Here is a 22,815-nt window from a genome sequence, read left to right on the forward strand (position 1 = left end):
GACAAATTCATAATCCTCAAGATAAACCTGAGCGGAATTCATCATGCATCTGGAGCTGCGCCATCTGCGCACCGTTCACGCCATTCATGCCCAAGGCGGCCTGGCCCGCGCGGCCGAGGTTCTGAACATCACCCAAAGCGCGTTGTCGCATCAGGTCAAGGCGCTGGAGGAGCAGGCCGGGGTCGAGCTGTTCGTCCGCCGCGCCAAGCCGATGCGCCTGTCGGCCGCCGGCATGCGCCTGCTGCGGCTGGCCGAACAGGTGCTGCCGCTGGTCGCCGCCACCGAGGCCGAGTTCAAGGGCGTCGAGGCGGGGCGTATCGGCCGCCTGCACATCGCGATGGAATGCCACGCCTGTTTCGACTGGCTGCTGCCGGTGCTGGACATCTTCCGCCGCGCCTGGCCCGATGTGGACGTGGACATCCGCCAGCGCCTGGCCTTCGGCGCGCTGCCCGCGCTGGTGCGCGAGGAGGTGGACCTGGTGATATCGTCGGACCCCGAGGATCTGCCGGGCATCACCTTCCAGCCGCTGTTCGATTACGCGCCGACGCTGATGGTGTCCGCCGGGCATCCGCTGGTCGCCAAGGGCTTTGCCGAACCTGCCGATCTGGCCGGTGAAACGCTGATCCACTATCCGATGGACCGCGCGCGGCTGGATGTCTTCAGCCAATTCCTGACGCCCGCGGGCATCGAACCCGCACGCACCCGCATGGTGGAACTGACCGCCGTGGCCGTGATGCTGGTTGCATCGGGGCGCGGTGTGGCGGTGATGCCGGACTGGGTCCTGCGACGCGAAAGCGCCAATCCCGAACTGGCCATGCTGCCGCTGGGGCCGGACGGCATCCGCCGGCGGCTCTATGCAGCGGTGCGCGAAGACGACCTGTCGCAGCCCTACATGGCGCATGTGTTGCGGCTTTCGCGCACCGAACCCCTGCGGATGCTGCGCGGTCCGGCGGCGTGACGACCCTTTCGCTTCACATTCCGCGCGCCAGCCTCTATGACGCGCCAACCCCTTTTTCCGGAGCATGTGATGGCAAGCGCCAATCTGAACGTCATGGTCAAGGCCGCCCGCAAGGCCGGGCGCGGCCTCGTCAAGGACTTTCGTGAAGTCGAGAACCTGCAGGTCAGCGTCAAGGGCGCCGGTGATTTCGTCACCCGCGCCGACCGCGAGGCCGAACGCCAGATCAAGGAAGAGCTGCAGAATGCACGCCCCAGCTATGGCTGGCTTGGCCAGGAAACCGGGCGCGAGGACGGCGAAGACCCCACCCGCCGCTGGATCGTCGATCCGCTGGACGGGACCTCGAACTTCCTGCACGGCCTGCCCCATTGGGGCGTCAGCATCGCGCTGGAGCACAAGGGAGAGATCGTGGCCGCGGTCATCTTCGACGCGGCCAAGGACGAGTTGTTCATCGCCGAAAAGGGCGGCGGGGCGTTCATGAACGACCAGCGCCTGCGCGTCTCGGGCCGCACGCGGATGGCCGAATCGGTTTTTTCCACCGGCATCCCCCATGCCAGCAGCGGTCCCTTGCCCGCATCCCTGCAGGATCTGGCCCGCCTGATGCCCGTGGCGGGCGGGGTGCGCAGCTTTGGCGCGCCGTCGCTGAACCTCTGCTATGTCGCGGCCGGTCGCTTTGACGGCTATTGGGACCGCGGCACCAAGCCCTGGGAGGTCGCAGCCGGCATCCTGATGGTCCGCGAGGCCGGCGGCTTCGTCGAAGGCATCCGCGAGGGTGACAGCCCGCTGGAATCGGGCCGCATCATCGCCGCCAACCCGACCCTGCTGGAACCTTTCGCCAAGGTCGTGCGCAGCCGCGACTGATCGCGACTGATCGCGACGGGTGCAGACATGACACGCAGGCGGGATTGCAGTTTGTGCAGACCTGCCCGCGCTTGACCTTGGGTCGCATGGGGCGCAACAGGGGGCGGTGTTCCTGAAAGCGATTACATGCCCGAAGATCATTCCCGGCCCCCGTATGCCGCATCCGCCGCCACCGCATCGGCGCCGCCGCCCTTGCCGCCCGTGACGGCGCGGCCCGCGCAGGACCGCACCGGGCTGGCCATTTTTCTGATGTGCGCGGTCAGCTTCATCTTCGCCTTGCAGGACGGTTTTTCGCGCGTCTTGGGGACGGAATACCCGCCGGTTCTGATCGTGATGATCCGGTACTGGGTTTTCGCGCTTTTCGTCATCGCGCTGGTGTCGCGCCAGCCGGGCGGGCTGAAGCGTGCGATCCGCACCAAGCGTCCTCTGACCCAGATTGCCCGCGGCGTCATCCTGGCGCTTGAGGTGCTGCTGATGGTCGAGGCCTTCGTCCGCCTTGGCCTGATCGAAACCCACGCCGTCTTTGCCGTTTATCCCCTGTTGGTCGCGGCCCTGTCTGGACCGGTCCTGGGCGAAAAGGTCGGATGGCGGCGCTGGACCGCCATCGCCTTGGGCTTTGCGGGCATCATCGTCATTCTGAATCCTGGCGGTGGCGTCATCTCGCTGGCCGCATTGCTGCCCTTTGCGGCGGCGGGGATGTTCGCGCTCTACGGGCTGTTGACGCGGCATGTGTCGCGCGACGATCCGGCGATGGTCAGCTTTTTCTGGACGGGGATTTCCGGGGCGGTCGCCATCACGCTGGTCGGCATCTGGGACTGGCAATGGCTGGCGCCCACGGACTGGATCTGGATGGGGTGCCTGTGCGTCTGCGGGATGACCTCGCATTACCTGATGATCCGCAGCTATGAAATGGCCGAGGCATCGGCGCTGCAGCCCTTCGCCTATACGCAGCTGGTCTGGGTCAGCTTCATCGGCGTCTGGGTCTTTGGCGAAACGCTGCGCCAGAATGTGGTGATCGGCGCCGCCATCGTCGTGGCGGCGGGCATCTTCACCTTGTGGCGCCAGCGGCAGAAGGCAGGTTAGGTCCGAACACGGGCTGGCGCGGACCAATGACGGGCCGCAGGGGCGGACGCCCCGACAGCGCCAGCGTCAGGCGCAGCGGCGGCGGCGGGATCAGCCCACCTCCCGACAGGTCCCACCGGGTCACCACCGGCGCGGGCTTGCCGTGGATGCGGGCGCGATAGACGGGCAGGGCCTCGGCCACGCGCATGACATAGTTGCGGGTTTCGTCAAAGGGGATCAGCTCGACCCATTCCACCGGATCGGCATCGCGTCGCAGGTCGCCGAAATCGTCCAGCCAACGCGCCGGACGGCCGGGCCCGGCATTGTAACCCGACGCGATCAGCGCCACCGACGACCCGAACCGTTCCGCCAACCCGACCAGGTATTCCGACCCTAGGCTGGCGTTATAGGTGGCATCCGAGGACAGCCGCGCCAAGTCATAGGGCTGGCCCGTCTTGCGCGCCATCTGTTCGGCGGTGCCCGGCATCAGCTGCATCAGGCCTTGGGCGCCGACATGGCTGCTGGCGGCAAAGTTGAATTCCGATTCCTGCCGCGCGATCGCCATGACCAGTTCCGGCGGCGGCCCCAGGTCCAGCTGTTCCAGCCCCGTCAGGGGAAATTGGGCGGCGGGCCAGATGACGCCCTGATTGGCCGATTGCTTGGCCAGGCGCAGGGCATGCCAAGGGGCGCCCGCCTCGAACATCAGGCGGGACATGCGGGCGATGTCTTCGGGGGTGGCACTTTGGGCCAGGTGCAGGAAAAAGCGCTGCGCCTCGTCGCGCCTGCCCGATGCGATCAGCCACAGCCCGGCGCGAAAGAGGCCGTTTTCGCGCAGATCGCTGCCCCGCCAGTCGGGCAGGGTGTCGATGGCCGGGCCGCGGACGGCATAGCCGGGCGGCAGGGTCGCACCCACCTGCTCCATCGCCAGCTGTCCGTAATAGACGCCGGGAAAGGTGGCGGCATCCTGAAAGGCGCGCGTCGCGGCCCGCGTGTCGCCAAGCGCCTGATGCGCGCGACCCTGCCAGTAGAAGGCGCGGGCCTTGCTGATTGCCGATCCGACGACGGTTTCCAGATGCAGGAAATGCTCCAGCGCCAGTTGGGGCTGATCGGTCTTCAGCGCGGCAAATCCCGCCAGCCATTCCAGGTCCGAATAATGGCGGTTCTCCGGGCCCAGGTGGTGGGGCGCGGCCAGATCCAGCGCCCGCTGCCAATCGCCGCGGCGCATGGCCAGCCGCGCGTAATCGACGCGCATCTGCGCCCAACGGTCGGGGTTGCGCAGATCATCCGCCGAGGATGCCTGCAGCATCAGGTCCTGCGCCGCGTCATGCATCTTGGCCCGGACCCGCCACAGGAAACGGTCCATCGTCAGGCCCGGATCGGCGCGCTGACTGTCCGGCAGGGCCAGGATCAGGTCGTCCACACCCTCGCGGCCCGATTGCAGGGCGACGCGCGCGCGGACCAGCGGCTGCAGGGCGGGCGACAGGCGCGGGATCAGGCGTTCGGCCTGCTGCCATTCGCCCGCATCCAGCATGGCGGTGGCCCGCGCGGGGATCAGTGGCGTCAGTTCGGTCTGCGGGTCGTCCAGAAGGGCGGTTTCCTCGGCGGCGGTCATGGGCGCCAGGGTGAAGAACAGCGCCCGTTCCTCGCGCGCCTTGCGGGTGGACAGAACGGCGGTCAGGGCGTTCAACCCGGTCAGCGTCGCGGGATGGCGGTTTTCGAAGAAGTCGCGGATGTCGTCGGGATCGTCGCCCGCGCGCAGCTTGGCCTCGCCCTGGCGGTGAAGCACCTCCAGCCCCGGCCAGCCGGGATTTTCGCGCAGGAAGGCGGCGTAATCGGCAAAGCTGCCCCGCCCTTCGCGCAGCGCCTGCCAGCCGACCATGGCCTGCGCCAAGGGGCCTGCGCGCGCGGCGGCGTCGCGGGCGGTGACCCAGTCGCGGCTGTCGGCGGCGGCCAGGGCCAATGCCATGGCGCCCGCATCCTCGGCCTGCGCGGGGGCGCAGGCAAGGGGAAGGGCCGCGAACAGCCCCGCATACAACATGTCACGCATAAGTCGCATCGGCATCCTGTCTGGTTCGCATTCCGTCGCGGTGCAATTCACAACCTTGGCAATTTCCCCGACCGGGGATAGTGAGGACCGCGAAAACCCACTTCCGGCCTTGCAGCCAACCACCAAGGAGCGTGTCATGTTCAAAGGGTCACTGCCAGCCCTCGTCACGCCGTTCGACCAGGACGGCGAACTGGATCTGGTCGCGCTGAAGAAGCTGGTCGAATGGCATATCGATCAGGGCAGCCATGGCCTGGTGCCCGTCGGCACCACCGGCGAAAGCCCCACGCTGACCCATGCCGAACACCGCCTGGTCATCGAGGAGGTCGTCCGCATAGCCGATGGCCGCATCCCTGTCATCGCCGGCGCGGGGTCGAATTCGACGCGCGAAGGCATCGGCCTGCTGCAGCACGCTGCCGAAGTGGGCGCAAACGCCGCACTGGTCGTCACGCCCTATTACAACAAGCCGACCCAGTCGGGGCTGATCGCGCATTACACCGCCCTGACCGAGGCCTGTGACCTACCGATCATCATCTATAACATTCCTGGCCGTTCGGTCGTCGACATGATGCCCGAAACGATGGGCGTGCTGGCGCAGATCCCCTCGATCATCGGGGTTAAGGACGCGACCGGCAAGCTGGAACGTGTCAGCAGCCAGCGTCTGACCTGTGGCAAGGATTTCGTCCAGCTGTCGGGCGAGGACGCGACGGCGCTGGGCTTCAACGCGCATGGCGGCGTGGGCTGCATCAGCGTCACCGCGAACGTCGCCCCCAAGCTCTGCGCCGAATTCCAGGATGCGACGCTGCGTGGCGATTACGCCTCGGCGTTGGAATATCAGGACCGGCTGATGCCGCTGCACATCGCCATCTTCATCGAGCCTGGGCTGGTCGGCGCGAAATACGCCATGTCGCGCCTGGGCCTGTGCGATGAACGCGTGCGCCTGCCGCTGACGCCTCTGACGGAACCGACGCGCCGCCTGATCGACGCGGCGCTGGTTCATGCCGGCCTGATCTGACGCCTGATCGGACGGGCGCAACATGGGGCGTTGCCCCCATGCTGCGCCGACAAGCAAGTGCTGTTCTTTGGAAACCTGCGTGTCACGGTGTAACGCATGGGCCTCGGCATGCGTAAGGACGATCGATGACGGTCAAGGACGGCGGGCAGTGCGACGAGTGGTCCGTATTGATGCGGGCCGCCCTTGCGGGCGACCAGCTGGCCTATCGCCGGTTCCTGACGGCCATGACGCCGATTTTGCGCGGCATCGTCCGGGCAAAGGCCGATGCCATGGATTCAATCTGGTGCGAGGATGTGGTACCGCAAACCTTGTTGGCGATTCACGTGAAGCGGGCGACCTGGGATGCGGCGATGCCGTTGCGGCCCCGGGTCTATGCGATCGCGCGGCACAAGCTGATCGACGCCTATTGCAGGCGCGGTGGCCGTGCATCTGCCCGTCGATGATTGCGCCGAGGTCCTACCCGCCGATCAGGCCCCCGACAGGTTCGAGATGCGCGATGCGATATCGCTGATCGACCGACTGCAGGAACGCGACGCGGCCCTGCTGCGCTGTCTGGCCATCGAGGCGCGGGGCCAAGACGAATGCGGCCATCGGCTGGGTATGACGCCCGGCACTTTGCGGGTGGCTCTGCACCGCGCCCTACAGCGCCTGGCTAAACTGAGACAGGACAGCGGGTTATGAGAACCGATGAACTGGTCGAACTGATCGCGCTGGATTCGGTTTCCGAAGGGCGTCTGTCACCGCTTGTCCTTGCGACGGGGCTGCTGTCGCTGTCGGGGCCGTGGTCATCGGGATCCTAGGCATTCGCGTCGACCTGATTCAGGCGATGGTCGATCCGGTGACGGTGATGAAATGGCTGATCCCGCTGGCGCTGATGGCGGTGGCGGGCTTTGGCACCGTCCGCCTGACGCATCCTGAAAGATCGACGCCCGTCACGGCGCGGGTCTGCCTGGTCTCGATCACTGCCATTTCCGCCCCTGCGCTGGGGGGCTGTTCGCGTGGCGTCGGGGGGCCGGCACGTCGCCGGTGACCAGCGGCGCCTTGGCGGGACTGGCCGTGTCGGGGGCGGCAACCGCCATCTATGCCCTGCATTGCGACGAGGATGCGCCGCTGTTCTTCATCCTGTGGTGTGGGCTGGGAATGGGTCTGGTGACGGCGGCGGGTGCCATGGCGGGGCGTCGCCTGCTGCGCTGGTGAATGACGCCGCGACGAAGTGCCCGCAATCTTATGCACGGGCTTTTCAAGCCGGTCGATAGGTCCCATATTGATCGCAAGGAGAGGAGTGTCCCATGCCGTTGACCCATTTCCTGCTGCTGATCGCCGCGGTGATCACCGGGGCCGCACTGACCTTGTGGGTCAGCATCGCATCGGGCTGGTCGCCCATGGCGGTGCCGCTGCTGGCGCTGAGCGCGGCGCTGCTGGTGCATCTGAACCATCGCAGCGGGCACGACCACGAGGGTTGATGTCCACGGCTGATCAGCTGTCCAGTTCGGCATCCCAGTACAGGAAATCCATCCAGCTGTCATGCAGGTGATTCGGCGGGAAACGCCGTCCGATCGCGTGCATTTCCTCGGCGGTGGGCTGCTTGGCGGGTTTGCGCAGATGCATGCCGGAATGGCGCAGGCTGCGGTTGGCCTTGCGCAGGTTGCAGGGCGAACAGGCCGCCACCACGTTTTCCCAACTGGTCACGCCGCCACGCGACCGTGGCACGACGTGATCGAAGGTCAGGTCGCCCTTGCCGCCGCAATACTGACAGCAGAATTCGTCCCGCAGGAATAAATTGAAGCGCGTGAATGCCACGCGCTTCTGAGGTCGGACATAATCTTTGAGGACGACGACGGAAGGAATCCGGAAGGCTTGTCGCTGACTTCGGACCTCTTGGTCGTATTCGGCGATGATCTGGACCCGATCCAGGAAGACCGCCTTGATCGCCTCCTGCCAAGGCCAGAGCGACAGGGGGTAATAGCTGAGCGGCCGATAATCCGCATTCAGCACCAGCGCCGGAAAGTGACGCAGATTGGCCGGTTCACGCACGAATTGCGTCCGGAATTCGGTGTGGTGATGATCGTCCAGCATGTCGCCCTTCCACCTGCGCGGTGGTGATATGACCAGCGCGCCCGTCAAATCCATGGCTCGACTATATATCGCGACGGGCATCTGACAAGTCTGCGCGTCCAATCGGGCCCCGGGGCGCAGGTTAGACGCAAGGGGTGACGGCAACGTGACGGTGAAAGGGCAGGAATTGCCTAGCGCGGCAGCCGTTCATGCAGGAAGGACAGCGCCGCCGACAGCCCGTCCTGTGAAATCCCATGCGCGGTGCCCTTCATGACATGGCCATAGACGGTGAAGCCCGCCTGCTGCAGGGCGGTGCCGGCCAGGTCCATGTCGGCGAAGGGCACGACCGGGTCCTGATCGCCGTGGATCAGCAGCACCGGCGGCTTGACGCGGGTTTGGGCCTCCAGTGTTTCGGGCGTCAGCAGCCGGCCCGAAAAGCCGACGATGCCCGCGATTTCCGCGTCGCGGCGGGGCGCCACGTGCAGCGACATCATCGTGCCCTGCGAAAAGCCCACCAGAGCCAGCCGGTCGGGGGTCAGGCCTTCATCGGCCAGCACGCTGTCGATGAAGGCGTTCAGGGCCTTGGCGGCTTCGGCAATGCCGGCCTGGGCCTGGGCTTCCGAAGACCCGTCCAGCCAGGGGATCGGGAACCACTGGAAGCCCATCGGATTGCCGGTGCAGGGCTGCGGCGCGTTCGGGGCATAGAAGGCGGTGTCGGGCAGATGCGGGGCCAGCGGATCGGCCAGGCCCAAGAGGTCGGCCCCGTCGGCGCCATAGCCGTGCACGAAGATCACGACCGAGCGGGCCTTGGCGGGCCCCTTGCGGGCGGATGTCAGCGGTGCGGTCATGATGTTCCCTCGCGTCCTTTTGCCAGCCGGTAATAGGCCCAGAGCCCCCGCGCCGCAACCGCGCGCCACGGCCGCCACGGTTCGGCCAGCTGCCGCAGGACGGCGGGCGTGGGGCGGGCGGGCAGGTCGTACATGATGCGCGCGGCCTCTTGCAGGGCCAGATCGCCGGCGGCGAAGACATCGGCGCGGCCAAGCGCGAATTTCAGATAGATCTCGGCGGTCCAGACGCCGATGCCGGGCAGGGTGACCAGATGAGCGATGGCCGCATCGTCAGGCATGTCGCGCAGGGCGTCCCAGTCGATCCCGGCACTGGCGATGCCGCGCAGATAGCGCTGCTTGGCCCGCGACAGGCCCGCCGCGCGCAGGTCGTCGTCGCTGGCATCGCGGATGGCAGCTTCGGTCAGCAATCCGGCATCCCGCATCCGCCCCCAGATCGCCCCCGCCGCGGCAATGGAAATCTGCTGGCCGACGATGGCGCTGGCGATGGCCTCGAACCCGTCATCGCGGCGGCGCAGGGGCAGGGGGCCCAGCAAGGGCAGCGTCCTGGCCCAGATGGGGCAGGCACGGGCCAGATGCGCGCAGCCTTCGTCAAGATCGGCTTGGGTCGCGATGATCCGTGCCTCAGGCACCTTCGCTGGCTTCCAGCTTCAGCCGCGTTTCCCACGCCATCGAGATATGCCGCCGCAGCGCCTGGTCGGCGGCATCGGCATCGCCCGCAGCAATCGCCTCGACGATGCGGGCATGTTCGGCCAGCGCGGTTTCGCTGCGCCCTTCGGCGGCCAGCGAGGTGCGGGCCATCAGCGCCATAGTGCGATGGACCAGATCCAGCTGCTGCACCAGATAGCGGTTGTGGGAGGCCAAGTGGATCTGGCGGTGGAAGCGCTTGTTGGCGCGAGCCAAGGTCTCGGGGTCGTCTGCGGATTTGTGGTCTTCCTCGACCATGTGGGCCAGGACGCGGGTTTCCTCGGGGGTGGCGTGGCGGGCGGCCAGGCGGGCGGCCAGGGCCTCCAGCTCGGCGCGGACGGTGTAAAGTTCGGCCAGCTGATTGTGGTCCAGCGAGGCCACGATCAGGCTGCGCCCGTCCCGCACCAGCATGGCTTGGGTTTCCAGCCGCTGCAGCGCCTCGCGCACCGGGGTGCGCGACACACCGAAACGCTCGGCCAGCTCGGATTCGACCAAGCGGTCGCCCGGGCGATAGGTGCCGCTTTCGATCGCGGTCAGGATCAGGGAATAGGCGTCTTTCATGGCGCCCACGATTGGCCCTGCGGCGGCGAATTGCAAGCGCGTGCGCGCCAAGCTATGGGACGGACATGGATTTTTCGCATGTTCGCGTCTGGATCTTCGATCTGGACAATACGCTCTACCCGCCCGAAGCCCAGCTGTTTTCGCAGATCGAGCTGCGGATGACGGCCTACATGATGCGCGTGCTGGGCGTGCCCCAAGGCGATGCCGACCGGTTGCGGGCCGAATACTGGCGGTTGCATGGCACCACGCTGGCGGGGCTGATGGCCGAGCATGACGTGGATGCGGGGCACTATCTGGCCGATGTGCATGACATCGATTTTTCGGTGCTGGCCCCCGCCCCCGATCTGGCGGACGCGATCGCGGCCCTGCCGGGGCGGCGGATCATCCACACCAATGGCGATGCCGCCTATGCGCGGCGCGTGCTGGCCGCGCGGGGGCTGGCCGATCCGGCCCTCTTCGAGGCCGTCTTCGGGATCGAGGAGACGGGCTTTCACCCCAAGCCCGCCGCCACGGCCTTTGACCGCGTACTGGATGCCGCCGGGATCGACCCGCGACAGGCCGCCTTCTTCGAGGATGATCCCCGCAACCTGGTCGTCCCCCATGCGTTGGGAATGCGGACGGTTCTGGTGGGGCAGGGGCGGCATGGTCCCGACGCGCTGGAAGGCGTGACCGATCACGGGCCGCATGTGGAATATCGGACCGACGATCTGACCGCATTCCTGCGCGGTTTGACGCATGGGTGACGACCTGCGACAGGCGGACATCTGGCCCCTGCGCGGGAATGGGGACAGGATGGATGCCAGCAAAGGGGCAAGGCCATGACGGGCAGCATCGACGATATCGACATCCTGATCTCGGGCGGCGGCATCGCCGGTCTGATCAGCGCGGCCGCCTTTGGGGCCGAGGGGTTTTCAGTCCTTTGCGTCGATCCGGCGCCGCCCGTTACCGATGAAGGGGCGGCGGGGGCCGACCTTCGTTCGACGGCGTTCCTGACGCCCTCGGTCAGGCTGTTGGAACAGATCGGGCTGTGGGAACGGCTGGCGCCCCATGCCACGGCCCTGCAAGTGATGCGGATCGTGGATGCGGGCGGGGCGGAACCGACGCTGCGCCTGACGCGCGATTTCGACGCGTCCGAGATCGGCGACCAGCCCTTTGGATGGAACCTGCCCAACTGGCTGCTGCGGCGAGAGATCTCGGCTCGGTTGGAACAATTGCAGACGGTGCGCTTCCAGCCCGGGACCGGCACCGCAGGCGTCGTGGCCCGCGACGAAGGCGCCATCGTCACCCTGACGGATGGCCGCAGGGTCCGGGCGCGGCTGCTGATCGGGGCGGATGGGCGCGATTCGCCTGTGCGGCAGGCCTTGGGGATCGGCGTGAGGACACTGCGCTATGGCCAAAAGGCACTGGCCTTTGCGGTGACGCATGACCAGCCGCATCACAACGTCTCGACCGAGGTGCATCGGTCCGGCGGCCCCTTCACGCTGGTGCCGCTGCCCGACCGTGACGGCAAACCGTCATCGGCGATCGTCTGGATGGAGAATGGCCGCGAGACCGCCCGCCTGGCCGCCCTGCCGCCCGCCGAATTCGAGGCCGAGGTGAATGCCCGTTCCGCGGGCGTGCTGGGCCCCTTGCGCGTGGCCACCCGTCTGACCGAATGGCCGATCATCAGCCAGATCGCCGACCGTTTCACCGGTCCCCGCACCGCGCTGATCGCCGAGGCCGCCCATGTCCTGCCGCCCATCGGCGCCCAGGGGCTGAACATGAGCCTGGCCGATCTTGGTGCCCTGCTGGAGTTGTCAAAGACCGATCCCGGCAGCGCCGCGTCTTTGGCAAAATTCGAACGCAGCCGCCGCCCCGAGGCTTATGCGCGACTGCTGGGCATCGATGCGCTGAACCGTGCCAGCCAAGCCCAGCTGCGCCCCCTGCGCGACCTGCGCGCAGGGGCCTTGGGCGGTTTGTATGGCATCACACCCGTGCGGCGGCTGATGATGAAGGCGGGTCTGGGTCTGCGCTGATCTTGATCACGTGACACCCATCCCTTAGGTCGAGGGTCCGGGGACGACCCCGGTGTGATGTGGAACCTCCGGGACGGCCCGGTCCGAACCGGAGCGAGACATGCCCTGGATCCAACTTTTCGTCGCGGGCCTTCTTGAGGTCGTCTGGTCCACCGCCATGAAGCAGTCGCATGGCTTCATCCGCCTGACCCCGACGGTGATCATGGTGGCGGGCATGGTGGCATCCTTCTGGCTGCTGGCCTTGGCGATGCGCAGCCTGCCCCTGGGGACGGCCTATGCAGTCTGGACGGGCATCGGGGCCATCGGCAGCTTGGCCGTCGGTATGGCGCTGATGGGCGAGCCGATCACCCCCTTGCGTCTCCTGGCCGCCACGCTGATTCTGGCGGGGATCGTGCTGATGAAGGTCGCGTCCTGACCCCGTCTTTGCGTCCCGCGACGGCCGGGGGATTTTGCATCCCCCGGACCCCCTGCAGGGCGGTTTTGGACCGCAAGATGATAGAAAACCATGCAGACGACGTGCTTTGGGTAATTTCATTCCGCCCGGCACAGTGTTAAACGCAACGGCAGCCAAAGGAGATCAGCCATGCCCGCCTATCGTTCCCGCACAACCACTCACGGCCGCAACATGGCAGGCGCGCGTGGCCTGTGGCGCGCGACCGGCGTCAAGGACAGCGATTTCGGCAAGCCGATCATCGCCATCGTCAACAGCTTCACCCAGTTCGTTCCGGGGCATGTCCACCTGAAGGATCTGGGCCAGATGGTCGCCCGCGAGGTCGAGGCGGCAGGCGGCATCGCCAAGGAATTCAACACCATCGCCGTCGATGACGGCATCGCGATGGGCCATGACGGCATGCTCTATTCGCTGCCCTCGCGCGAGGTGATCGCGGATTCGGTCGAATACATGGTCAACGCGCATTGCGCCGACGCGATGGTCTGCATCAGCAACTGCGACAAGATCACGCCGGGCATGCTGATGGCGTCGCTGCGGCTGAACATCCCCACCGTCTTCGTGTCCGGTGGCCCGATGGAGGCCGGCAAGCTGGTTCTGGAAGACGGCAAGCTGAAGGCGCTGGACCTGGTCGATGCCATGGTCGCGGCCGCCGATGATTCCTATTCCGATGAACAGGTCGAGGCGATCGAGCGTTCGGCATGCCCCACCTGCGGGTCCTGTTCGGGCATGTTTACTGCCAATTCCATGAACTGCCTGACCGAGGCCCTAGGCCTGTCCCTGCCGGGCAACGGGTCCACGCTGGCCACGCACGCCGACCGCCAGCGCCTGTTCGTCGAAGCGGGCCACCTGATCGTCGACCTGGCGCGCCGCCATTATGAAGGCGATGACTTCTCGGTTCTGCCTCGCAACGTCGCCAATTTCGCGGCCTTCGAAAACGCCATGACGCTGGACATCGCCATGGGTGGGTCCACGAACACCGTCCTGCACCTGCTGGCCGCCGCGCATGAGGCAGGCATCGATTTCACCATGTCCGACATCGACCGCCTGTCGCGCAAGGTGCCGGTCCTGTGCAAGGTCGCCCCGGCCAAGGACGACGTCCACATGGAAGACGTCCACCGCGCCGGCGGGATCATGGCGATCCTGGGCCAGCTGGACCGGGCGGGGTTGCTGGACACATCCGTGGGCAGCGTCCATTCCGGCACACTGGCACAGGCGCTGGACCGTTGGGACGTGTCGCGTACGCAATCCGAGGCCGTCCACGACTTCTATCGCGCGGCACCGGGCGGCGTGCCGACGCAGGTCGCATTCTCGCAAAGCCAGCGGTTCGAGAGCGTCGATCTGGACCGCGAAAAGGGCGTCATTCGCAGCGCGGAACATGCGTTCTCCAAGGATGGTGGTCTGGCGGTGCTTTACGGCAACTTGGCCGAGGATGGCTGCATCGTGAAAACGGCGGGCGTGGACGAATCGATCCTGAAATTCGAAGGGCCGGCTCATATCTTCGAAAGCCAGGATGACAGCGTCAGCGCCATCCTGACCGGCAAGGTCAAGCCCGGAGAGGTCGTGCTGATCCGCTACGAAGGTCCGCGCGGCGGGCCGGGGATGCAGGAGATGCTGTACCCGACCAGCTATCTGAAATCGAAGGGGCTGGGCAAGGCATGTGCGCTGGTGACCGATGGCCGCTTCTCGGGCGGCTCCTCGGGGCTGTCGATCGGGCACGTGTCGCCCGAAGCGGCCGAAGGCGGCACCATCGGCTTGGCTGAGCAGGGCGACCTGATCCGCATCGATATCCCGAACCGCCTGATCGAGCTGGTCGTCGACGATGCCATCCTGGCCGCCCGTCGCGAAAAGCGCGAAGCAGCCGGCTGGAAGCCTGAAAAGCCGCGCAAGCGCCAAGTTTCGACCGCCCTGCGCGCCTATGCGGCCATGACCACCAGCGCGGCCAAGGGCGCGGTGCGGATGATCCCAGACTGATTTCTTCTTTGTCCAGATACCCTAATGGTGCAGGCCCCCCGTGTCACGGCATTGGGGCCTGCGCTAACCCAACGGCCCGGGGCGTCTTTCCTCGGACAGCATGACATTCGCCTCGACTTGGCCCACGCCGGGCAGGGTCATGATACGACGGCGCAGGATGCGTTCGAAATCGGTGATGTCGCGTGCGGTGATGCGCAGGCGATAGTCGAACTGCCCCAACACATGCTGGACCAGCTGGACCTCGGGGATCGCGGTGACGACGCGCTCGAAATCCTCAAGGCTTGTGCGGCCCTTGGCGGCAAGCCGGATGCCCAGAAAGACCGTCACGCCAAAACCCAAGGCGGCATTGTCCAGCCTCACCCGCCGTCCCGCGATGATGCCCTGATCGGTCAGCCGCTTGATGCGCCGCCAGGCCGCGGGTTGGCCGATGCCCACGGATCGCCCGACCTGTGCGGCGCTTTGCGTGGCATCCTGCGCCAGAATGCGCAGGATGGCGCGGTCGGTGTCGTCCAGATCGGTCACAGGGCCAGATCCTCGCTGTCCTTGATGGTGGAAACCAGCATCAGCGCATCGATATCGGCGATATGGGGCAGGGTCAGGATGCGGTCGCGATAGACCTGCTGCCAATGCGCCATGTCGCGGGCGATCACCGAAAGGCGCCAATCGACGCTGCCCAGAAAGCTCTGGATCTCGATCACCTCGGGGACGTCGCGGACAGCCGCCAGAAATTCGTCGAAGGCGCGCGGGTTGGTCTTGTCCAGGGTAAAGCGCAGGCTGACCTGAACCTCCCACCCCAAGGCGCGCCAGTCGATGCGGGCCTGCACACCCTTCAGCACCCCGGCTTCGCGCAGGCGTTCGGTGCGTCGCCACAGGCTGGCCGTGGTGACGCCCGCGCGTTCGGCCAATTGGGCGTTCGATGCCGAAGGGTCCGCCAGCATGTGGCGAAGTATGCGGCGATCCGTATCGTCAGGCATGAATTTCATTGCTGATCCAGTATCTCAACATGATCCTTTCGCGAAGATCGAAAATCATGTTGCGTTTGAATGAAGTCATCGGTGTTTGCCAACTATAAACATGTCAGCAGATATAAAGGATTTCATCATGCGCGTTTACTACGACCGCGATTGCGACGTGAACCTGATCAAGGACCTGAAGGTCGCGATCCTGGGTTACGGAAGCCAAGGCCATGCCCATGCGCTGAACCTGCGCGATTCGGGTGCCAAGAACGTCGTCGTCGCCCTGCGTGAAGGCAGCCCCTCGGCCGCCAAGGCCGAAGGCGAAGGCCTGAAGGTCATGGGCATCGCCGAAGCGGCCGCATGGTGCGATGTCATCATGTTCACCATGCCCGACGAATTGCAGGCCGAGACCTACAAGAAATACGTCCATGACAACCTGCGCGAAGGCGCGGCGATTGCCTTCGCCCACGGCCTGAACGTGCATTTCGGCCTGATCGAGCCGAAGCCCGGCGTCGATGTCATCATGATGGCCCCCAAGGGCCCCGGCCACACGGTCCGCGGCGAATACGTCAAGGGCGGCGGCGTGCCCTGCCTGGTCGCGATCCATCAGGATGCGTCGGGCAAGGCCATGGATATCGGTCTGTCCTATTGCTCGGCCATCGGTGGCGGTCGTTCGGGCATTATCGAGACCAATTTCCGCGAAGAATGCGAAACCGACCTGTTCGGCGAACAGGCGGTCCTGTGCGGTGGTCTGGTCGAACTGATCCGCTGCGGCTTCGAAACGCTGGTCGAGGCGGGCTATGCCCCCGAGATGGCCTATTTCGAATGCCTCCACGAGGTGAAGCTGATCGTCGACCTGATCTATGAGGGCGGCATCGCCAACATGGACTACTCGATCTCGAACACCGCCGAATACGGTCAGTACGTCACCGGCCCGCGCATCCTGCCCTACGAGGAAACCAAGGCGCGCATGAAGGCCGTCCTGACCGACATCCAGCAGGGCAAGTTCGTCCGCGACTTCATGCTGGAAAACCAGGTCGGCCAGCCGACGCTGAAAGCCTCGCGCCGTTCGAATGACGAACACCAGATCGAACAGGTCGGTGCCAAGCTGCGCGAGATGATGCCCTGGATCTCGAAGGGCAAGATGGTCGACAAGGCCCGCAACTGATCCGCGGACCTGCCGATTTGGAAAGCCCGGGCAATCGCCCGGGCTTTTTTCATGCTTCCAGCTTGTCCTGCGTGCGGGTCTGGAAATCCGACGCGTCGTGGCGTTCGCGCAGCTGCTTGGATGGATCGCCCGAGGTAGCGTTGACCATCTGGCCGCGCTGAACGGCGGGGCGGGCGGCGATCTCCTGCTGCCAGCGGTGCAGGTTCTTGTAGCTGGCGGCATCCAGAAAGGTCGCGGCATCGCCGTAGGCGCCGCCGGTGATGACCCGGCCATACCAAGGGAAGATCGCTATGTCGGCGATGGTGTATTCGTCACCTGCAATGAAACGGTTGTCGGCCAGACGCTGGTCCAGCAGGTCCAGCTGACGCTTGACCTCCATCGTGAAGCGGTCGATGGCATATTCGATCTTGACCGGCGCATAGGCATAGAAATGCCCGAAGCCGCCGCCCAGATAGGGGCCCGCGCCCATCTGCCAGAACAGCCAGTTCAGCGTTTCGGTCCGCGCGGCATGGTCCTTGGGCAGGAAGGCCCCGAATTTTTCCGCCAGGTACAGCAGGATCGAGCCGCTTTCGAAGACGCGCTGCGCGGGCGTCACCGAATGGTCCATCAGCGCCGGGATCTTGGAATTGGGGTTCACGTCCACGAAGCCGCTGCCGAACTGGTCGCCCTCGCCGATATCGATCAGCCAGGCATCGTATTCCGCGCCTGCATGCCCTGCCTCCAGCAGTTCCTCCAGCATGATGGTGACCTTCTGGCCGTTCGGCGTCGCCAGCGAATAGAGCTGCAGCGGGTGCTTGCCGACCGACAGTTCCTTGTCATGCGTCTTGCCGGCGGTGGGGCGGTTGATGCTGGCGAATTTGCCGCCGTTTTCCTTGCCCGGCGTCCAGACCTTGGGGGGGGTATAGTCTTCGGTCATGTGATGTCCTGTCGTTGACTGACCCTCAAGATGTGGTGGGGTTTGCCAAACATCAACCCGGCGCAGGGACTTGGCAAATGTTCCGCATCTGTTCTATACTGCCGGCATGCTTCCTCCGCGCGATCCCCATGAACGCCTGAAGGCCCGCGGCGCCGATACGCGCCCCGTAGGGCGGTTCGAGGCCGAGGCGCGCGACCATGATCACGATGGCTGGGACATCCCCGAGGAGGAGCGCCTGCTGCGCACCCAGATCACCACCGAGCGTCCGCGCAGCATCATCACCCGCAACACCTCGCCCGACGTGCCGTTCGACCGGTCGATCAATCCCTATCGCGGCTGCGAACATGGCTGCATCTATTGCTATGCGCGACCCAGCCACGCCTATCTTGGGCTGTCGGCGGGGCTGGATTTCGAAACCTGTATCACCGCCAAGGAGGGCGCCGCCGAATTGCTGGCGCGTGAACTGGCGCGGCCCAGCTACAAGCCTGCGCCAATCGCTTTGGGAACCAACACCGACCCCTATCAGCCGGTCGAGGCGAAGCTGGCGATCATGCCCGGCATCCTGCGGGTGCTGCGCGATTGGAACCATCCCGCCACGTTGGTGACGCGGGGGCAGACAGTGCTGCGCGACCTGGACCTGTGGGCGGAACTGGCGGCGCGCGACATGGCGACGGTGGGGATCAGCATCACGACGCTGGACGCGTCCCTGGCCCGCGCGATGGAGCCGCGCGCGCCGACCCCTGCCACCCGTCTGCGGATGATCCGGGACCTGTCCCGCGCGGGGGTGCCTGTCCGCGTCATGGTCGCCCCCGTCATCCCCGTCCTGACCGAACCCGAGATTGAGGCCATCCTGACCGCCGCGCGCGAGGCAGGGGCCACCACCGCCAGCATGATCCCCGTCCGCCTGCCGCATGAGGTCGCGCCGCTGTTCCGCGACTGGCTGGAACGGCATCGGCCCGGCATGGCCGCGCATGTGATGAACCGCATTCAGGCGATGCGCGGCGGGCGCGACAACGACCCGCGCTTTGGCCACAGGTTCCGCGGCGAGGGGGTCGAGGCGCAGCTGGCGGTGCAGCGCTTCCGGCTGGCCCGCAAGCGGCTTGGATACCGCGAAGGCCAGCCGGCGCTGGATTGCAGCCGCTTTGGCCGCCCGCCCAAGGCAGGCGACCAGATGTCGTTGTTCTGAAGGGTCAGTGGCGGCGGCCGATGATCTGGCCTTCGGTCCCGTCATTGGCCGAGCTGAACGGCCCCAGCAGCATGGTGATCTGTTCCAGCGTCGGGCGGGGACCGGCGGGCCGCGTTTCCAGCGCCTCGCGCATGGCGCGCAGATGTTCGGGCATGGTGCCGCAGCAGCCGCCGATGACGCGCACACCCATGTCGCGGGCCAGAACGGCGTAATCGGCCATCAGTTCGGGCGTGCCGTCGTAATGGATGTTGCCGTCATGCATGTGCGGGACGCCCGCATTGCCCTTGGCGATGATCGGGCGTTCATTGCCCGATGCGACAAAGCCCGTCACCGTGCGCAGCAGGTCCGATGCCCCGATGCCGCAATTCGCGCCATAGGCGACGGGCGGGTTCGGCATGCGTTCGACCGCCGCCGACAATTCGGCCGAGGTGGTGCCCATGATCGTGCGCCCGGCCGTGTCGAAGCTGAGCGATCCGCACCAAGCCATGTCGACCAGACGCGCGGCCTCGGCGGCGGCCTTCATCTCGTCGATGGAACTGAGCGTTTCGACCCAGAGGATGTCGGCACCACCATCCTTCAGGGCCTGGGCCTGTTCATGAAACATCTCGGTCGCGCGGGCGCGGGTCAGGCTGCCCATGGGGGCCATGAATTCACCGATGGGGCCCATACTGCCGGCCACGATGACCTTGCGGCCCGCGCGGTCGGCCTGATCGCGGGCGATGGTGGCGGCAAGGCGGTTCAGTTCGGTGACGCGATGCGATGCGCCCTGCAGGCGCAACCGGCTGGCATTGGCGCCGAAGCTGTTGGTCAGGAACAGGTCCGACCCGGCCTCGATCGCGCTGCGATGCAGGGCGGCGATGCGGTCGGGGTGATCGACGTTCCAGAATTCGGGCGGCGTGGCACCGTCCAGGCCCATGTTGAAAAGCGCGGTTCCCGTCGCGCCATCGGCCAGCACGAAGGGTGCGGTATCAAGCATCCGGCTGAGGGCATCGGTCATCGTCTTATCCTTGGCAGGCAGGGTCATCGACCCCGTGTCGGGATCCGCAAGCATCAGGTCCATGTCAGGTAACGCCGTGTCGTAAAAGAATTTTCACACGAACGTATGAAAAACCGCGCCGGTTTCCCGGCGCGGTCGATTTAGTCCAAAGATGCGGCGCGATCAGTTGCGATCGTCGTCGCCCTCTTCGTCGTCCGAAGCGCCACCGATGTCGTCGAACAGTTCGGCGATCTCGAATTCGGCTTCGGCATCGGCCTCGGCAGCCATGTCCTGAATCGACTTGCCCTGCGCCTGCAGTTCAGCCTCTTCGTTGGAACGGGCGACGTTCATGGTGATCGTCGCTTCGACTTCCGGGTGCAGGACGACGGTGACGTCGTGCATGCCCAAGTACTTGATCGGCTCGCGCAGGACGACCTGCTTGCGATCGACCGAGAAGCCGGCTTCGGTGGCCGCATCGGCTGCGTCACGGGTCGTGACCGAACCGTAGAGTGCGCCCGAATCGGATGCCGAGCGGATGACGACGAAGACTTCGCCGTCCAGCTTGGCCGCGATCTTCTCGGCCTCGGCCTTCGATTCCGCGTTGCGGGTTTCCAGCTGTGCCTTCTGACCTTCGAATGCCTTGATGTTGGCGTCCGAGGCGCGCAGAGCTTTCTTCTGCGGCAGCAGGAAGTTGCGGGCATAGCCCTGTTTCACGTTGACGACTTCGCCCATCTGGCCAAGTTTCGCCACGCGTTCCAGCAGGATGACTTGCATGTTCAGGTCTCCTTACTTCACGACGTAGGGCAGCAGGGCAAGGAAGCGTGCGCGCTTGATGGCGCGAGCCAGCTCACGTTGCTTCTTGGCCGAGACAGCGGTGATGCGCGAAGGCACGATTTTGCCGCGTTCGCTGATATAGCGCTGCAGCAGACGGGTGTCTTTGTAGTCGATCGCAGGTGCGTTATCGCCCGAGAAGGGGCAGACTTTGCGACGACGGAAGAACGGTTTGTTCGCCATGTCTCAGATCCTCTCAGTTCCGCTCGCGGCGGTCGCCGCGGTCACCACGGTCACGGTCGCCGCCACGGGGACGGTCGCCGCGCTCTTCGCGCTTTTGCATCTGGACCGAGGGGCCTTCCTGATGCTCGTCCACGCGGATGGTCATCACGCGCATCACGTCATCATGCAGGCGGGCCAGGCGTTCCATTTCCAGCACGGCCGACGACGGGGCGTCGGTGCGCAGGAAGGCGTAATGGCCCTTGCGGTTCTTGTTGATCTTGTAGGCCAGGGTGCGCACACCCCAGTATTCGTGGTCGACGACCTTGCCACCATTGTCGGCAAGAATGGTCGAGAAGTGTTCGATCAGCCCTTCGGCCTGCGTGTTCGACAGGTCCTGGCGGGCGATCAGCACATGCTCATACAGAGACATGGCGATCCTTTCGGTTTTCGGCGCATTTCATCGACGGGTCGTCCCTTCCGCACCCGTCACGAGAGGCTGCGCAATTTCTGGATACAGGCGGAAGGATGGCGCTTCATAGCAGCGAATGCTGATCTTGCAAGGTGATTCGGCCCTGTCCTCCCTGAATCGGGGCGGTTGCAGGCTTTGGGGGGACAGGGACCCGCAGGGCGGCGATCCGAGTTGTCCCGTCACAGCTGCCAACACGAAGGAGCGTCAGAGATGAAGACGGAAGATACAGGGTCGGGCCGACTGGAAACCTGGACCATCGCCGAGGTCGCCGCCGCCCTGAAGGCCGACGAGATCGCGATGATCGACGTGCGGACCCCGGCCGAATACATGTTTGAACAGATCCAGGGCGCGCTTCTGGCGCCAATGGCCTTCATCGTGCCCGAACGCCTTCCCTTGGGCGGTGACAAGCCGGTCGTCCTATATTGCGGGTCGTCCAAACGGTCCGAGAAGGTCGCGCGCCAGATCCTGGCAGCCGGCGTGATCGACCGGATCGCGCATATGGATGGCGGTTTCGCCGCCTGGAAAGAGGCGGGCCAGCCCTATCGCGGCACGGATATGGCATCGGGTGCGCCGGTCGTGACGCCGGCCGTCAAGTCAGGCTGATGGCCTCTTGCGGGGGCGGGGGCGTCGGGGCAGTCTGAGCGCCGCAACCTAGGGGGATGACGATGGCGCTGGAAGACGCGAAGACGCAGGTGGATCAGGCCTTCACGCGGGCCGATCCGCGCGGCCTGTCGTTCGAAAACGCCTTTGGCGGCGCCACCAGTTTTCTGCGCCGTCGCTATACCAAGGAGCTGACCGGCGTGGACGTGGCCGTCACGGGCATCCCCTTCGATCAGGCCGTCACCCACCGCCCCGGCACGCGTTTCGGCCCCCGGGCCATCCGCGAGGCATCCAGCCTGCAGGCCTTCGACGCGCCCTATGGCTGGGGCTATGATCCGCTGAGCCTGCTGAACGTGGCCGATTACGGCGACATGCCCTTCGATTACGCCAACATCCGCGACGTACCCGCGCGCATCACCGCCCATATCGGCGCCATCCTGGATGCGGGCGCCGCGCCCATCACGCTTGGCGGCGATCACTTCATCACCCTGCCGATTCTGCGCGCCATGGCCGAAAGCCATGGCCCGGTCGCGCTGATCCAGTTCGATGCCCATTCCGATACCTGGGTCGATGACGATCCGGACCGGATCGACCACGGCACCTTTCTGTATAAGGCGATCAAACAGGGGCTGGTCGATCCGGCGGCCTGCGTCAGCGTTGGCATCCGCACCGACAATCCCGACACGCTGGGGGTGACCGTCCTCGATGCGCCTTCCGTGCATCAGGACGGCGTGCAGGCCACGCTGGAGCGTATCCGCGCCGTGGTGGGCGACCGCCCCACCTATGTCACCTTCGACATCGACGCGCTGGACCCTGCCTTTGCGCCCGGCACCGGCACGCCGGTCTGGGGCGGGCTGGCCAGCTGGCAGGCAGCGGCGCTGCTGCGCGGGCTGGCGGGTATCGACATGATCGGCGGCGACGTGGTCGAGGTGTCGCCCCCCTATGACACCACCGGCGCTACGGCCATTGCGGGCGCGCATGTCGCCTTCGAGCTGATCGCGCTTTACGGTTGGAACAGGCGCGGGTAAC

The 22,815-nt window shown here is 65.8% G+C and carries 30 protein-coding genes; 18 read left to right on the forward strand and 12 right to left on the reverse strand.

The window, feature by feature from the left end; genetic code table 11:
- The first annotated feature begins 43 nt into the window (after window positions 1-43).
- The 3 genes from DKT70_RS09210 to DKT70_RS09220 all read left to right on the forward strand — a co-directional run bounded on the left by DKT70_RS09210 (window position 44) and on the right by DKT70_RS09220 (window position 2,899).
- The gene (locus DKT70_RS09210; RefSeq protein WP_111558869.1) at window positions 44-958 is read left to right on the forward strand and encodes a LysR family transcriptional regulator; all 915 of its coding nucleotides are present in this window, start codon (window positions 44-46) and stop codon (window positions 956-958) included.
- A gap of 66 nt (window positions 959-1,024) precedes the next feature.
- On the forward strand, window positions 1,025-1,816 hold the full coding sequence (locus tag DKT70_RS09215) for an inositol monophosphatase family protein (RefSeq protein ID WP_199559562.1): 792 nt from the start codon (window positions 1,025-1,027) through the stop codon (window positions 1,814-1,816).
- A 126-nt stretch (window positions 1,817-1,942) separates the two neighbouring features.
- Window positions 1,943-2,899, forward strand: coding sequence for a DMT family transporter (locus tag DKT70_RS09220; RefSeq protein ID WP_111558871.1), 957 nt, complete (start codon window positions 1,943-1,945; stop codon window positions 2,897-2,899).
- Here DKT70_RS09220 and DKT70_RS09225 read toward each other — a convergent pair.
- A complete protein-coding gene (locus DKT70_RS09225) occupies window positions 2,865-4,925 on the reverse strand; it encodes a lytic transglycosylase domain-containing protein (protein WP_158529989.1) in 2,061 nt (686 codons plus the stop codon). The two genes, DKT70_RS09220 and DKT70_RS09225, sit on opposite strands and share 35 nt — an antisense overlap.
- A 136-nt stretch (window positions 4,926-5,061) precedes the next feature.
- Between DKT70_RS09225 and dapA the strand changes: the two genes are divergently transcribed.
- The 7 genes from dapA to DKT70_RS18175 all read left to right on the forward strand — a co-directional run bounded on the left by dapA (window position 5,062) and on the right by DKT70_RS18175 (window position 7,400).
- A complete protein-coding gene (gene dapA, locus DKT70_RS09230) occupies window positions 5,062-5,937 on the forward strand; it encodes a 4-hydroxy-tetrahydrodipicolinate synthase (protein ID WP_111558873.1) in 876 nt (291 codons plus the stop codon).
- A 125-nt stretch (window positions 5,938-6,062) separates the two neighbouring features.
- Window positions 6,063-6,380 (forward strand): hypothetical protein, encoded by a 318-nt coding sequence (locus tag DKT70_RS09235; protein ID WP_111558874.1) that lies wholly within the window; start codon window positions 6,063-6,065, stop codon window positions 6,378-6,380.
- The gene (locus tag DKT70_RS09240) at window positions 6,361-6,618 is read left to right on the forward strand and encodes a hypothetical protein (RefSeq protein WP_111558875.1); all 258 of its coding nucleotides are present in this window, start codon (window positions 6,361-6,363) and stop codon (window positions 6,616-6,618) included. Before DKT70_RS09235 ends, DKT70_RS09240 begins: the two co-directional genes overlap by 20 nt.
- Window positions 6,615-6,737 carry a hypothetical protein gene (locus DKT70_RS18640; protein WP_267895646.1) on the forward strand — a complete coding sequence of 41 codons (123 nt, stop codon included), beginning with the start codon at window positions 6,615-6,617 and terminating at the stop codon, window positions 6,735-6,737. Before DKT70_RS09240 ends, DKT70_RS18640 begins: the two co-directional genes overlap by 4 nt.
- Window positions 6,719-6,967 (forward strand): NrsF family protein, encoded by a 249-nt coding sequence (locus DKT70_RS18815; RefSeq protein ID WP_111558876.1) that lies wholly within the window; start codon window positions 6,719-6,721, stop codon window positions 6,965-6,967. Before DKT70_RS18640 ends, DKT70_RS18815 begins: the two co-directional genes overlap by 19 nt.
- Window positions 6,964-7,134, forward strand: coding sequence for an NrsF family protein (locus DKT70_RS18820; protein WP_407672202.1), 171 nt, complete (start codon window positions 6,964-6,966; stop codon window positions 7,132-7,134). Before DKT70_RS18815 ends, DKT70_RS18820 begins: the two co-directional genes overlap by 4 nt.
- Before the next feature lie 92 nt (window positions 7,135-7,226).
- On the forward strand, window positions 7,227-7,400 hold the full coding sequence (locus DKT70_RS18175) for a hypothetical protein (RefSeq protein WP_199559561.1): 174 nt from the start codon (window positions 7,227-7,229) through the stop codon (window positions 7,398-7,400).
- 13 nt (window positions 7,401-7,413) lie between these two features.
- On the opposite strand, the gene DKT70_RS09255 is transcribed toward DKT70_RS18175, so the two are convergent.
- The 4 genes from DKT70_RS09255 to DKT70_RS09270 all read right to left on the reverse strand — a co-directional run bounded on the left by DKT70_RS09255 (window position 7,414) and on the right by DKT70_RS09270 (window position 10,085).
- Complete coding sequence (locus DKT70_RS09255) at window positions 7,414-8,013, reverse strand: HNH endonuclease (RefSeq protein WP_072296854.1); 600 nt, start codon at window positions 8,011-8,013, stop codon at window positions 7,414-7,416.
- Window positions 8,014-8,183: 170 nt separating this feature from the next.
- Window positions 8,184-8,840, reverse strand: a complete 657-nt coding sequence (locus tag DKT70_RS09260; RefSeq protein WP_111558878.1) for an alpha/beta hydrolase — start codon at window positions 8,838-8,840, stop codon at window positions 8,184-8,186.
- Window positions 8,837-9,469, reverse strand: coding sequence for a DNA-3-methyladenine glycosylase family protein (locus DKT70_RS09265; RefSeq protein ID WP_111558879.1), 633 nt, complete (start codon window positions 9,467-9,469; stop codon window positions 8,837-8,839). Before DKT70_RS09265 ends, DKT70_RS09260 begins: the two co-directional genes overlap by 4 nt.
- On the reverse strand, window positions 9,462-10,085 hold the full coding sequence (locus DKT70_RS09270; RefSeq protein WP_111558937.1) for a GntR family transcriptional regulator: 624 nt from the start codon (window positions 10,083-10,085) through the stop codon (window positions 9,462-9,464). The genes DKT70_RS09265 and DKT70_RS09270 overlap by 8 nt, the downstream gene beginning before the upstream one ends.
- Window positions 10,086-10,150: 65 nt before the next feature.
- Here DKT70_RS09270 and DKT70_RS09275 point away from each other — a divergent pair, with 65 nt between their 5' ends.
- The 4 genes from DKT70_RS09275 to ilvD all read left to right on the forward strand — a co-directional run bounded on the left by DKT70_RS09275 (window position 10,151) and on the right by ilvD (window position 14,522).
- Window positions 10,151-10,828 carry a pyrimidine 5'-nucleotidase gene (locus DKT70_RS09275; protein ID WP_111558880.1) on the forward strand — a complete coding sequence of 226 codons (678 nt, stop codon included), beginning with the start codon at window positions 10,151-10,153 and terminating at the stop codon, window positions 10,826-10,828.
- A gap of 75 nt (window positions 10,829-10,903) precedes the next feature.
- Window positions 10,904-12,100, forward strand: coding sequence for a UbiH/UbiF family hydroxylase (locus DKT70_RS09280; RefSeq protein ID WP_111558881.1), 1,197 nt, complete (start codon window positions 10,904-10,906; stop codon window positions 12,098-12,100).
- 100 nt (window positions 12,101-12,200) lie between these two features.
- Window positions 12,201-12,515 (forward strand): DMT family transporter, encoded by a 315-nt coding sequence (locus tag DKT70_RS09285; RefSeq protein WP_111558882.1) that lies wholly within the window; start codon window positions 12,201-12,203, stop codon window positions 12,513-12,515.
- Between the two features lie 168 nt (window positions 12,516-12,683).
- Window positions 12,684-14,522 (forward strand): dihydroxy-acid dehydratase, encoded by a 1,839-nt coding sequence (ilvD, locus tag DKT70_RS09290; RefSeq protein ID WP_111558883.1) that lies wholly within the window; start codon window positions 12,684-12,686, stop codon window positions 14,520-14,522.
- 63 nt (window positions 14,523-14,585) lie between these two features.
- On the opposite strand, the gene DKT70_RS09295 is transcribed toward ilvD, so the two are convergent.
- Together DKT70_RS09295 and DKT70_RS09300 are read right to left on the reverse strand one after the other, a co-directional pair.
- Entirely contained in the window at window positions 14,586-15,044 is a 459-nt protein-coding gene (locus DKT70_RS09295; protein ID WP_111558884.1) for an Lrp/AsnC family transcriptional regulator, read from the reverse strand.
- Window positions 15,041-15,496: an Lrp/AsnC family transcriptional regulator gene (locus tag DKT70_RS09300; protein ID WP_111558938.1), complete on the reverse strand. Its 456-nt coding sequence runs from the start codon at window positions 15,494-15,496 to the stop codon at window positions 15,041-15,043. Before DKT70_RS09300 ends, DKT70_RS09295 begins: the two co-directional genes overlap by 4 nt.
- 127 nt (window positions 15,497-15,623) lie before the next feature.
- Here DKT70_RS09300 and ilvC point away from each other — a divergent pair, with 127 nt between their 5' ends.
- On the forward strand, window positions 15,624-16,646 hold the full coding sequence (ilvC, locus tag DKT70_RS09305; RefSeq protein WP_111558885.1) for a ketol-acid reductoisomerase: 1,023 nt from the start codon (window positions 15,624-15,626) through the stop codon (window positions 16,644-16,646).
- A 49-nt stretch (window positions 16,647-16,695) separates the two neighbouring features.
- Here ilvC and yghU read toward each other — a convergent pair whose 3' ends face one another.
- Entirely contained in the window at window positions 16,696-17,562 is an 867-nt protein-coding gene (gene yghU / locus DKT70_RS09310; protein ID WP_111558886.1) for a glutathione-dependent disulfide-bond oxidoreductase, read from the reverse strand.
- A gap of 106 nt (window positions 17,563-17,668) precedes the next feature.
- On the opposite strand from yghU, the gene DKT70_RS09315 reads away from it, so the two are divergent.
- The gene (locus DKT70_RS09315) at window positions 17,669-18,748 is read left to right on the forward strand and encodes a PA0069 family radical SAM protein (protein WP_111558939.1); all 1,080 of its coding nucleotides are present in this window, start codon (window positions 17,669-17,671) and stop codon (window positions 18,746-18,748) included.
- Window positions 18,749-18,752: 4 nt separating this feature from the next.
- On the opposite strand, the gene bmt is transcribed toward DKT70_RS09315, so the two are convergent.
- From bmt to rpsF, 4 genes are all read right to left on the reverse strand, one after another.
- Complete coding sequence (gene bmt, locus DKT70_RS09320; RefSeq protein ID WP_111558940.1) at window positions 18,753-19,745, reverse strand: betaine--homocysteine S-methyltransferase; 993 nt, start codon at window positions 19,743-19,745, stop codon at window positions 18,753-18,755.
- Window positions 19,746-19,907: 162 nt separating this feature from the next.
- The gene (gene rplI, locus DKT70_RS09325; RefSeq protein ID WP_072296471.1) at window positions 19,908-20,498 is read right to left on the reverse strand and encodes a 50S ribosomal protein L9; all 591 of its coding nucleotides are present in this window, start codon (window positions 20,496-20,498) and stop codon (window positions 19,908-19,910) included.
- 12 nt (window positions 20,499-20,510) lie between these two features.
- The gene (gene rpsR / locus DKT70_RS09330; RefSeq protein ID WP_042247758.1) at window positions 20,511-20,738 is read right to left on the reverse strand and encodes a 30S ribosomal protein S18; all 228 of its coding nucleotides are present in this window, start codon (window positions 20,736-20,738) and stop codon (window positions 20,511-20,513) included.
- 13 nt (window positions 20,739-20,751) lie between these two features.
- Window positions 20,752-21,147, reverse strand: coding sequence for a 30S ribosomal protein S6 (gene rpsF, locus DKT70_RS09335; protein ID WP_072296470.1), 396 nt, complete (start codon window positions 21,145-21,147; stop codon window positions 20,752-20,754).
- Window positions 21,148-21,396: 249 nt separating this feature from the next.
- Between rpsF and DKT70_RS09340 the strand changes: the two genes are divergently transcribed.
- Both DKT70_RS09340 and speB read left to right on the forward strand, forming a co-directional pair.
- Window positions 21,397-21,789, forward strand: a complete 393-nt coding sequence (locus tag DKT70_RS09340) for a rhodanese-like domain-containing protein (RefSeq protein WP_111558887.1) — start codon at window positions 21,397-21,399, stop codon at window positions 21,787-21,789.
- A gap of 62 nt (window positions 21,790-21,851) precedes the next feature.
- Window positions 21,852-22,814 carry an agmatinase gene (gene speB, locus DKT70_RS09345; protein ID WP_111558888.1) on the forward strand — a complete coding sequence of 321 codons (963 nt, stop codon included), beginning with the start codon at window positions 21,852-21,854 and terminating at the stop codon, window positions 22,812-22,814.
- Window position 22,815 lies beyond the last annotated feature (1 nt).

Source organism: Paracoccus sediminilitoris (genome assembly GCF_003259195.1).
In the GTDB taxonomy this organism is placed as follows: domain Bacteria; phylum Pseudomonadota; class Alphaproteobacteria; order Rhodobacterales; family Rhodobacteraceae; genus Paracoccus; species Paracoccus sediminilitoris.

Excerpts from the sequence above, each read along its gene's own strand:
- DKT70_RS09210 (WP_111558869.1), top strand. The coding sequence starts at position 44 with ATGCATCTGGAGCTGCGCCATCTGCGCACCGTTCACGCCATTCATGCC.
- DKT70_RS09220 (WP_111558871.1), top strand. The coding sequence starts at position 1,943 with ATGCCCGAAGATCATTCCCGGCCCCCGTATGCCGCATCCGCCGCCACC.
- DKT70_RS09225 (WP_158529989.1), bottom strand. The coding sequence starts at position 4,925 with ATGCGTGACATGTTGTATGCGGGGCTGTTCGCGGCCCTTCCCCTTGCC.
- dapA (WP_111558873.1), top strand. The coding sequence starts at position 5,062 with ATGTTCAAAGGGTCACTGCCAGCCCTCGTCACGCCGTTCGACCAGGAC.
- DKT70_RS09235 (WP_111558874.1), top strand. The coding sequence starts at position 6,063 with ATGACGGTCAAGGACGGCGGGCAGTGCGACGAGTGGTCCGTATTGATG.
- DKT70_RS18640 (WP_267895646.1), top strand. The coding sequence starts at position 6,615 with ATGAGAACCGATGAACTGGTCGAACTGATCGCGCTGGATTCGGTTTCC.
- DKT70_RS18175 (WP_199559561.1), top strand. The coding sequence starts at position 7,227 with ATGCCGTTGACCCATTTCCTGCTGCTGATCGCCGCGGTGATCACCGGG.
- DKT70_RS09255 (WP_072296854.1), bottom strand. The coding sequence starts at position 8,013 with ATGCTGGACGATCATCACCACACCGAATTCCGGACGCAATTCGTGCGT.
- DKT70_RS09260 (WP_111558878.1), bottom strand. The coding sequence starts at position 8,840 with ATGACCGCACCGCTGACATCCGCCCGCAAGGGGCCCGCCAAGGCCCGC.
- DKT70_RS09270 (WP_111558937.1), bottom strand. The coding sequence starts at position 10,085 with ATGAAAGACGCCTATTCCCTGATCCTGACCGCGATCGAAAGCGGCACC.
- DKT70_RS09275 (WP_111558880.1), top strand. The coding sequence starts at position 10,151 with ATGGATTTTTCGCATGTTCGCGTCTGGATCTTCGATCTGGACAATACG.
- DKT70_RS09280 (WP_111558881.1), top strand. The coding sequence starts at position 10,904 with ATGACGGGCAGCATCGACGATATCGACATCCTGATCTCGGGCGGCGGC.
- DKT70_RS09285 (WP_111558882.1), top strand. The coding sequence starts at position 12,201 with ATGCCCTGGATCCAACTTTTCGTCGCGGGCCTTCTTGAGGTCGTCTGG.
- ilvD (WP_111558883.1), top strand. The coding sequence starts at position 12,684 with ATGCCCGCCTATCGTTCCCGCACAACCACTCACGGCCGCAACATGGCA.
- DKT70_RS09300 (WP_111558938.1), bottom strand. The coding sequence starts at position 15,496 with ATGCCTGACGATACGGATCGCCGCATACTTCGCCACATGCTGGCGGAC.
- ilvC (WP_111558885.1), top strand. The coding sequence starts at position 15,624 with ATGCGCGTTTACTACGACCGCGATTGCGACGTGAACCTGATCAAGGAC.
- yghU (WP_111558886.1), bottom strand. The coding sequence starts at position 17,562 with ATGACCGAAGACTATACCCCCCCCAAGGTCTGGACGCCGGGCAAGGAA.
- DKT70_RS09315 (WP_111558939.1), top strand. The coding sequence starts at position 17,669 with ATGCTTCCTCCGCGCGATCCCCATGAACGCCTGAAGGCCCGCGGCGCC.
- bmt (WP_111558940.1), bottom strand. The coding sequence starts at position 19,745 with ATGACCGATGCCCTCAGCCGGATGCTTGATACCGCACCCTTCGTGCTG.
- rplI (WP_072296471.1), bottom strand. The coding sequence starts at position 20,498 with ATGCAAGTCATCCTGCTGGAACGCGTGGCGAAACTTGGCCAGATGGGC.
- rpsR (WP_042247758.1), bottom strand. The coding sequence starts at position 20,738 with ATGGCGAACAAACCGTTCTTCCGTCGTCGCAAAGTCTGCCCCTTCTCG.
- rpsF (WP_072296470.1), bottom strand. The coding sequence starts at position 21,147 with ATGTCTCTGTATGAGCATGTGCTGATCGCCCGCCAGGACCTGTCGAAC.
- DKT70_RS09340 (WP_111558887.1), top strand. The coding sequence starts at position 21,397 with ATGAAGACGGAAGATACAGGGTCGGGCCGACTGGAAACCTGGACCATC.
- speB (WP_111558888.1), top strand. The coding sequence starts at position 21,852 with ATGGCGCTGGAAGACGCGAAGACGCAGGTGGATCAGGCCTTCACGCGG.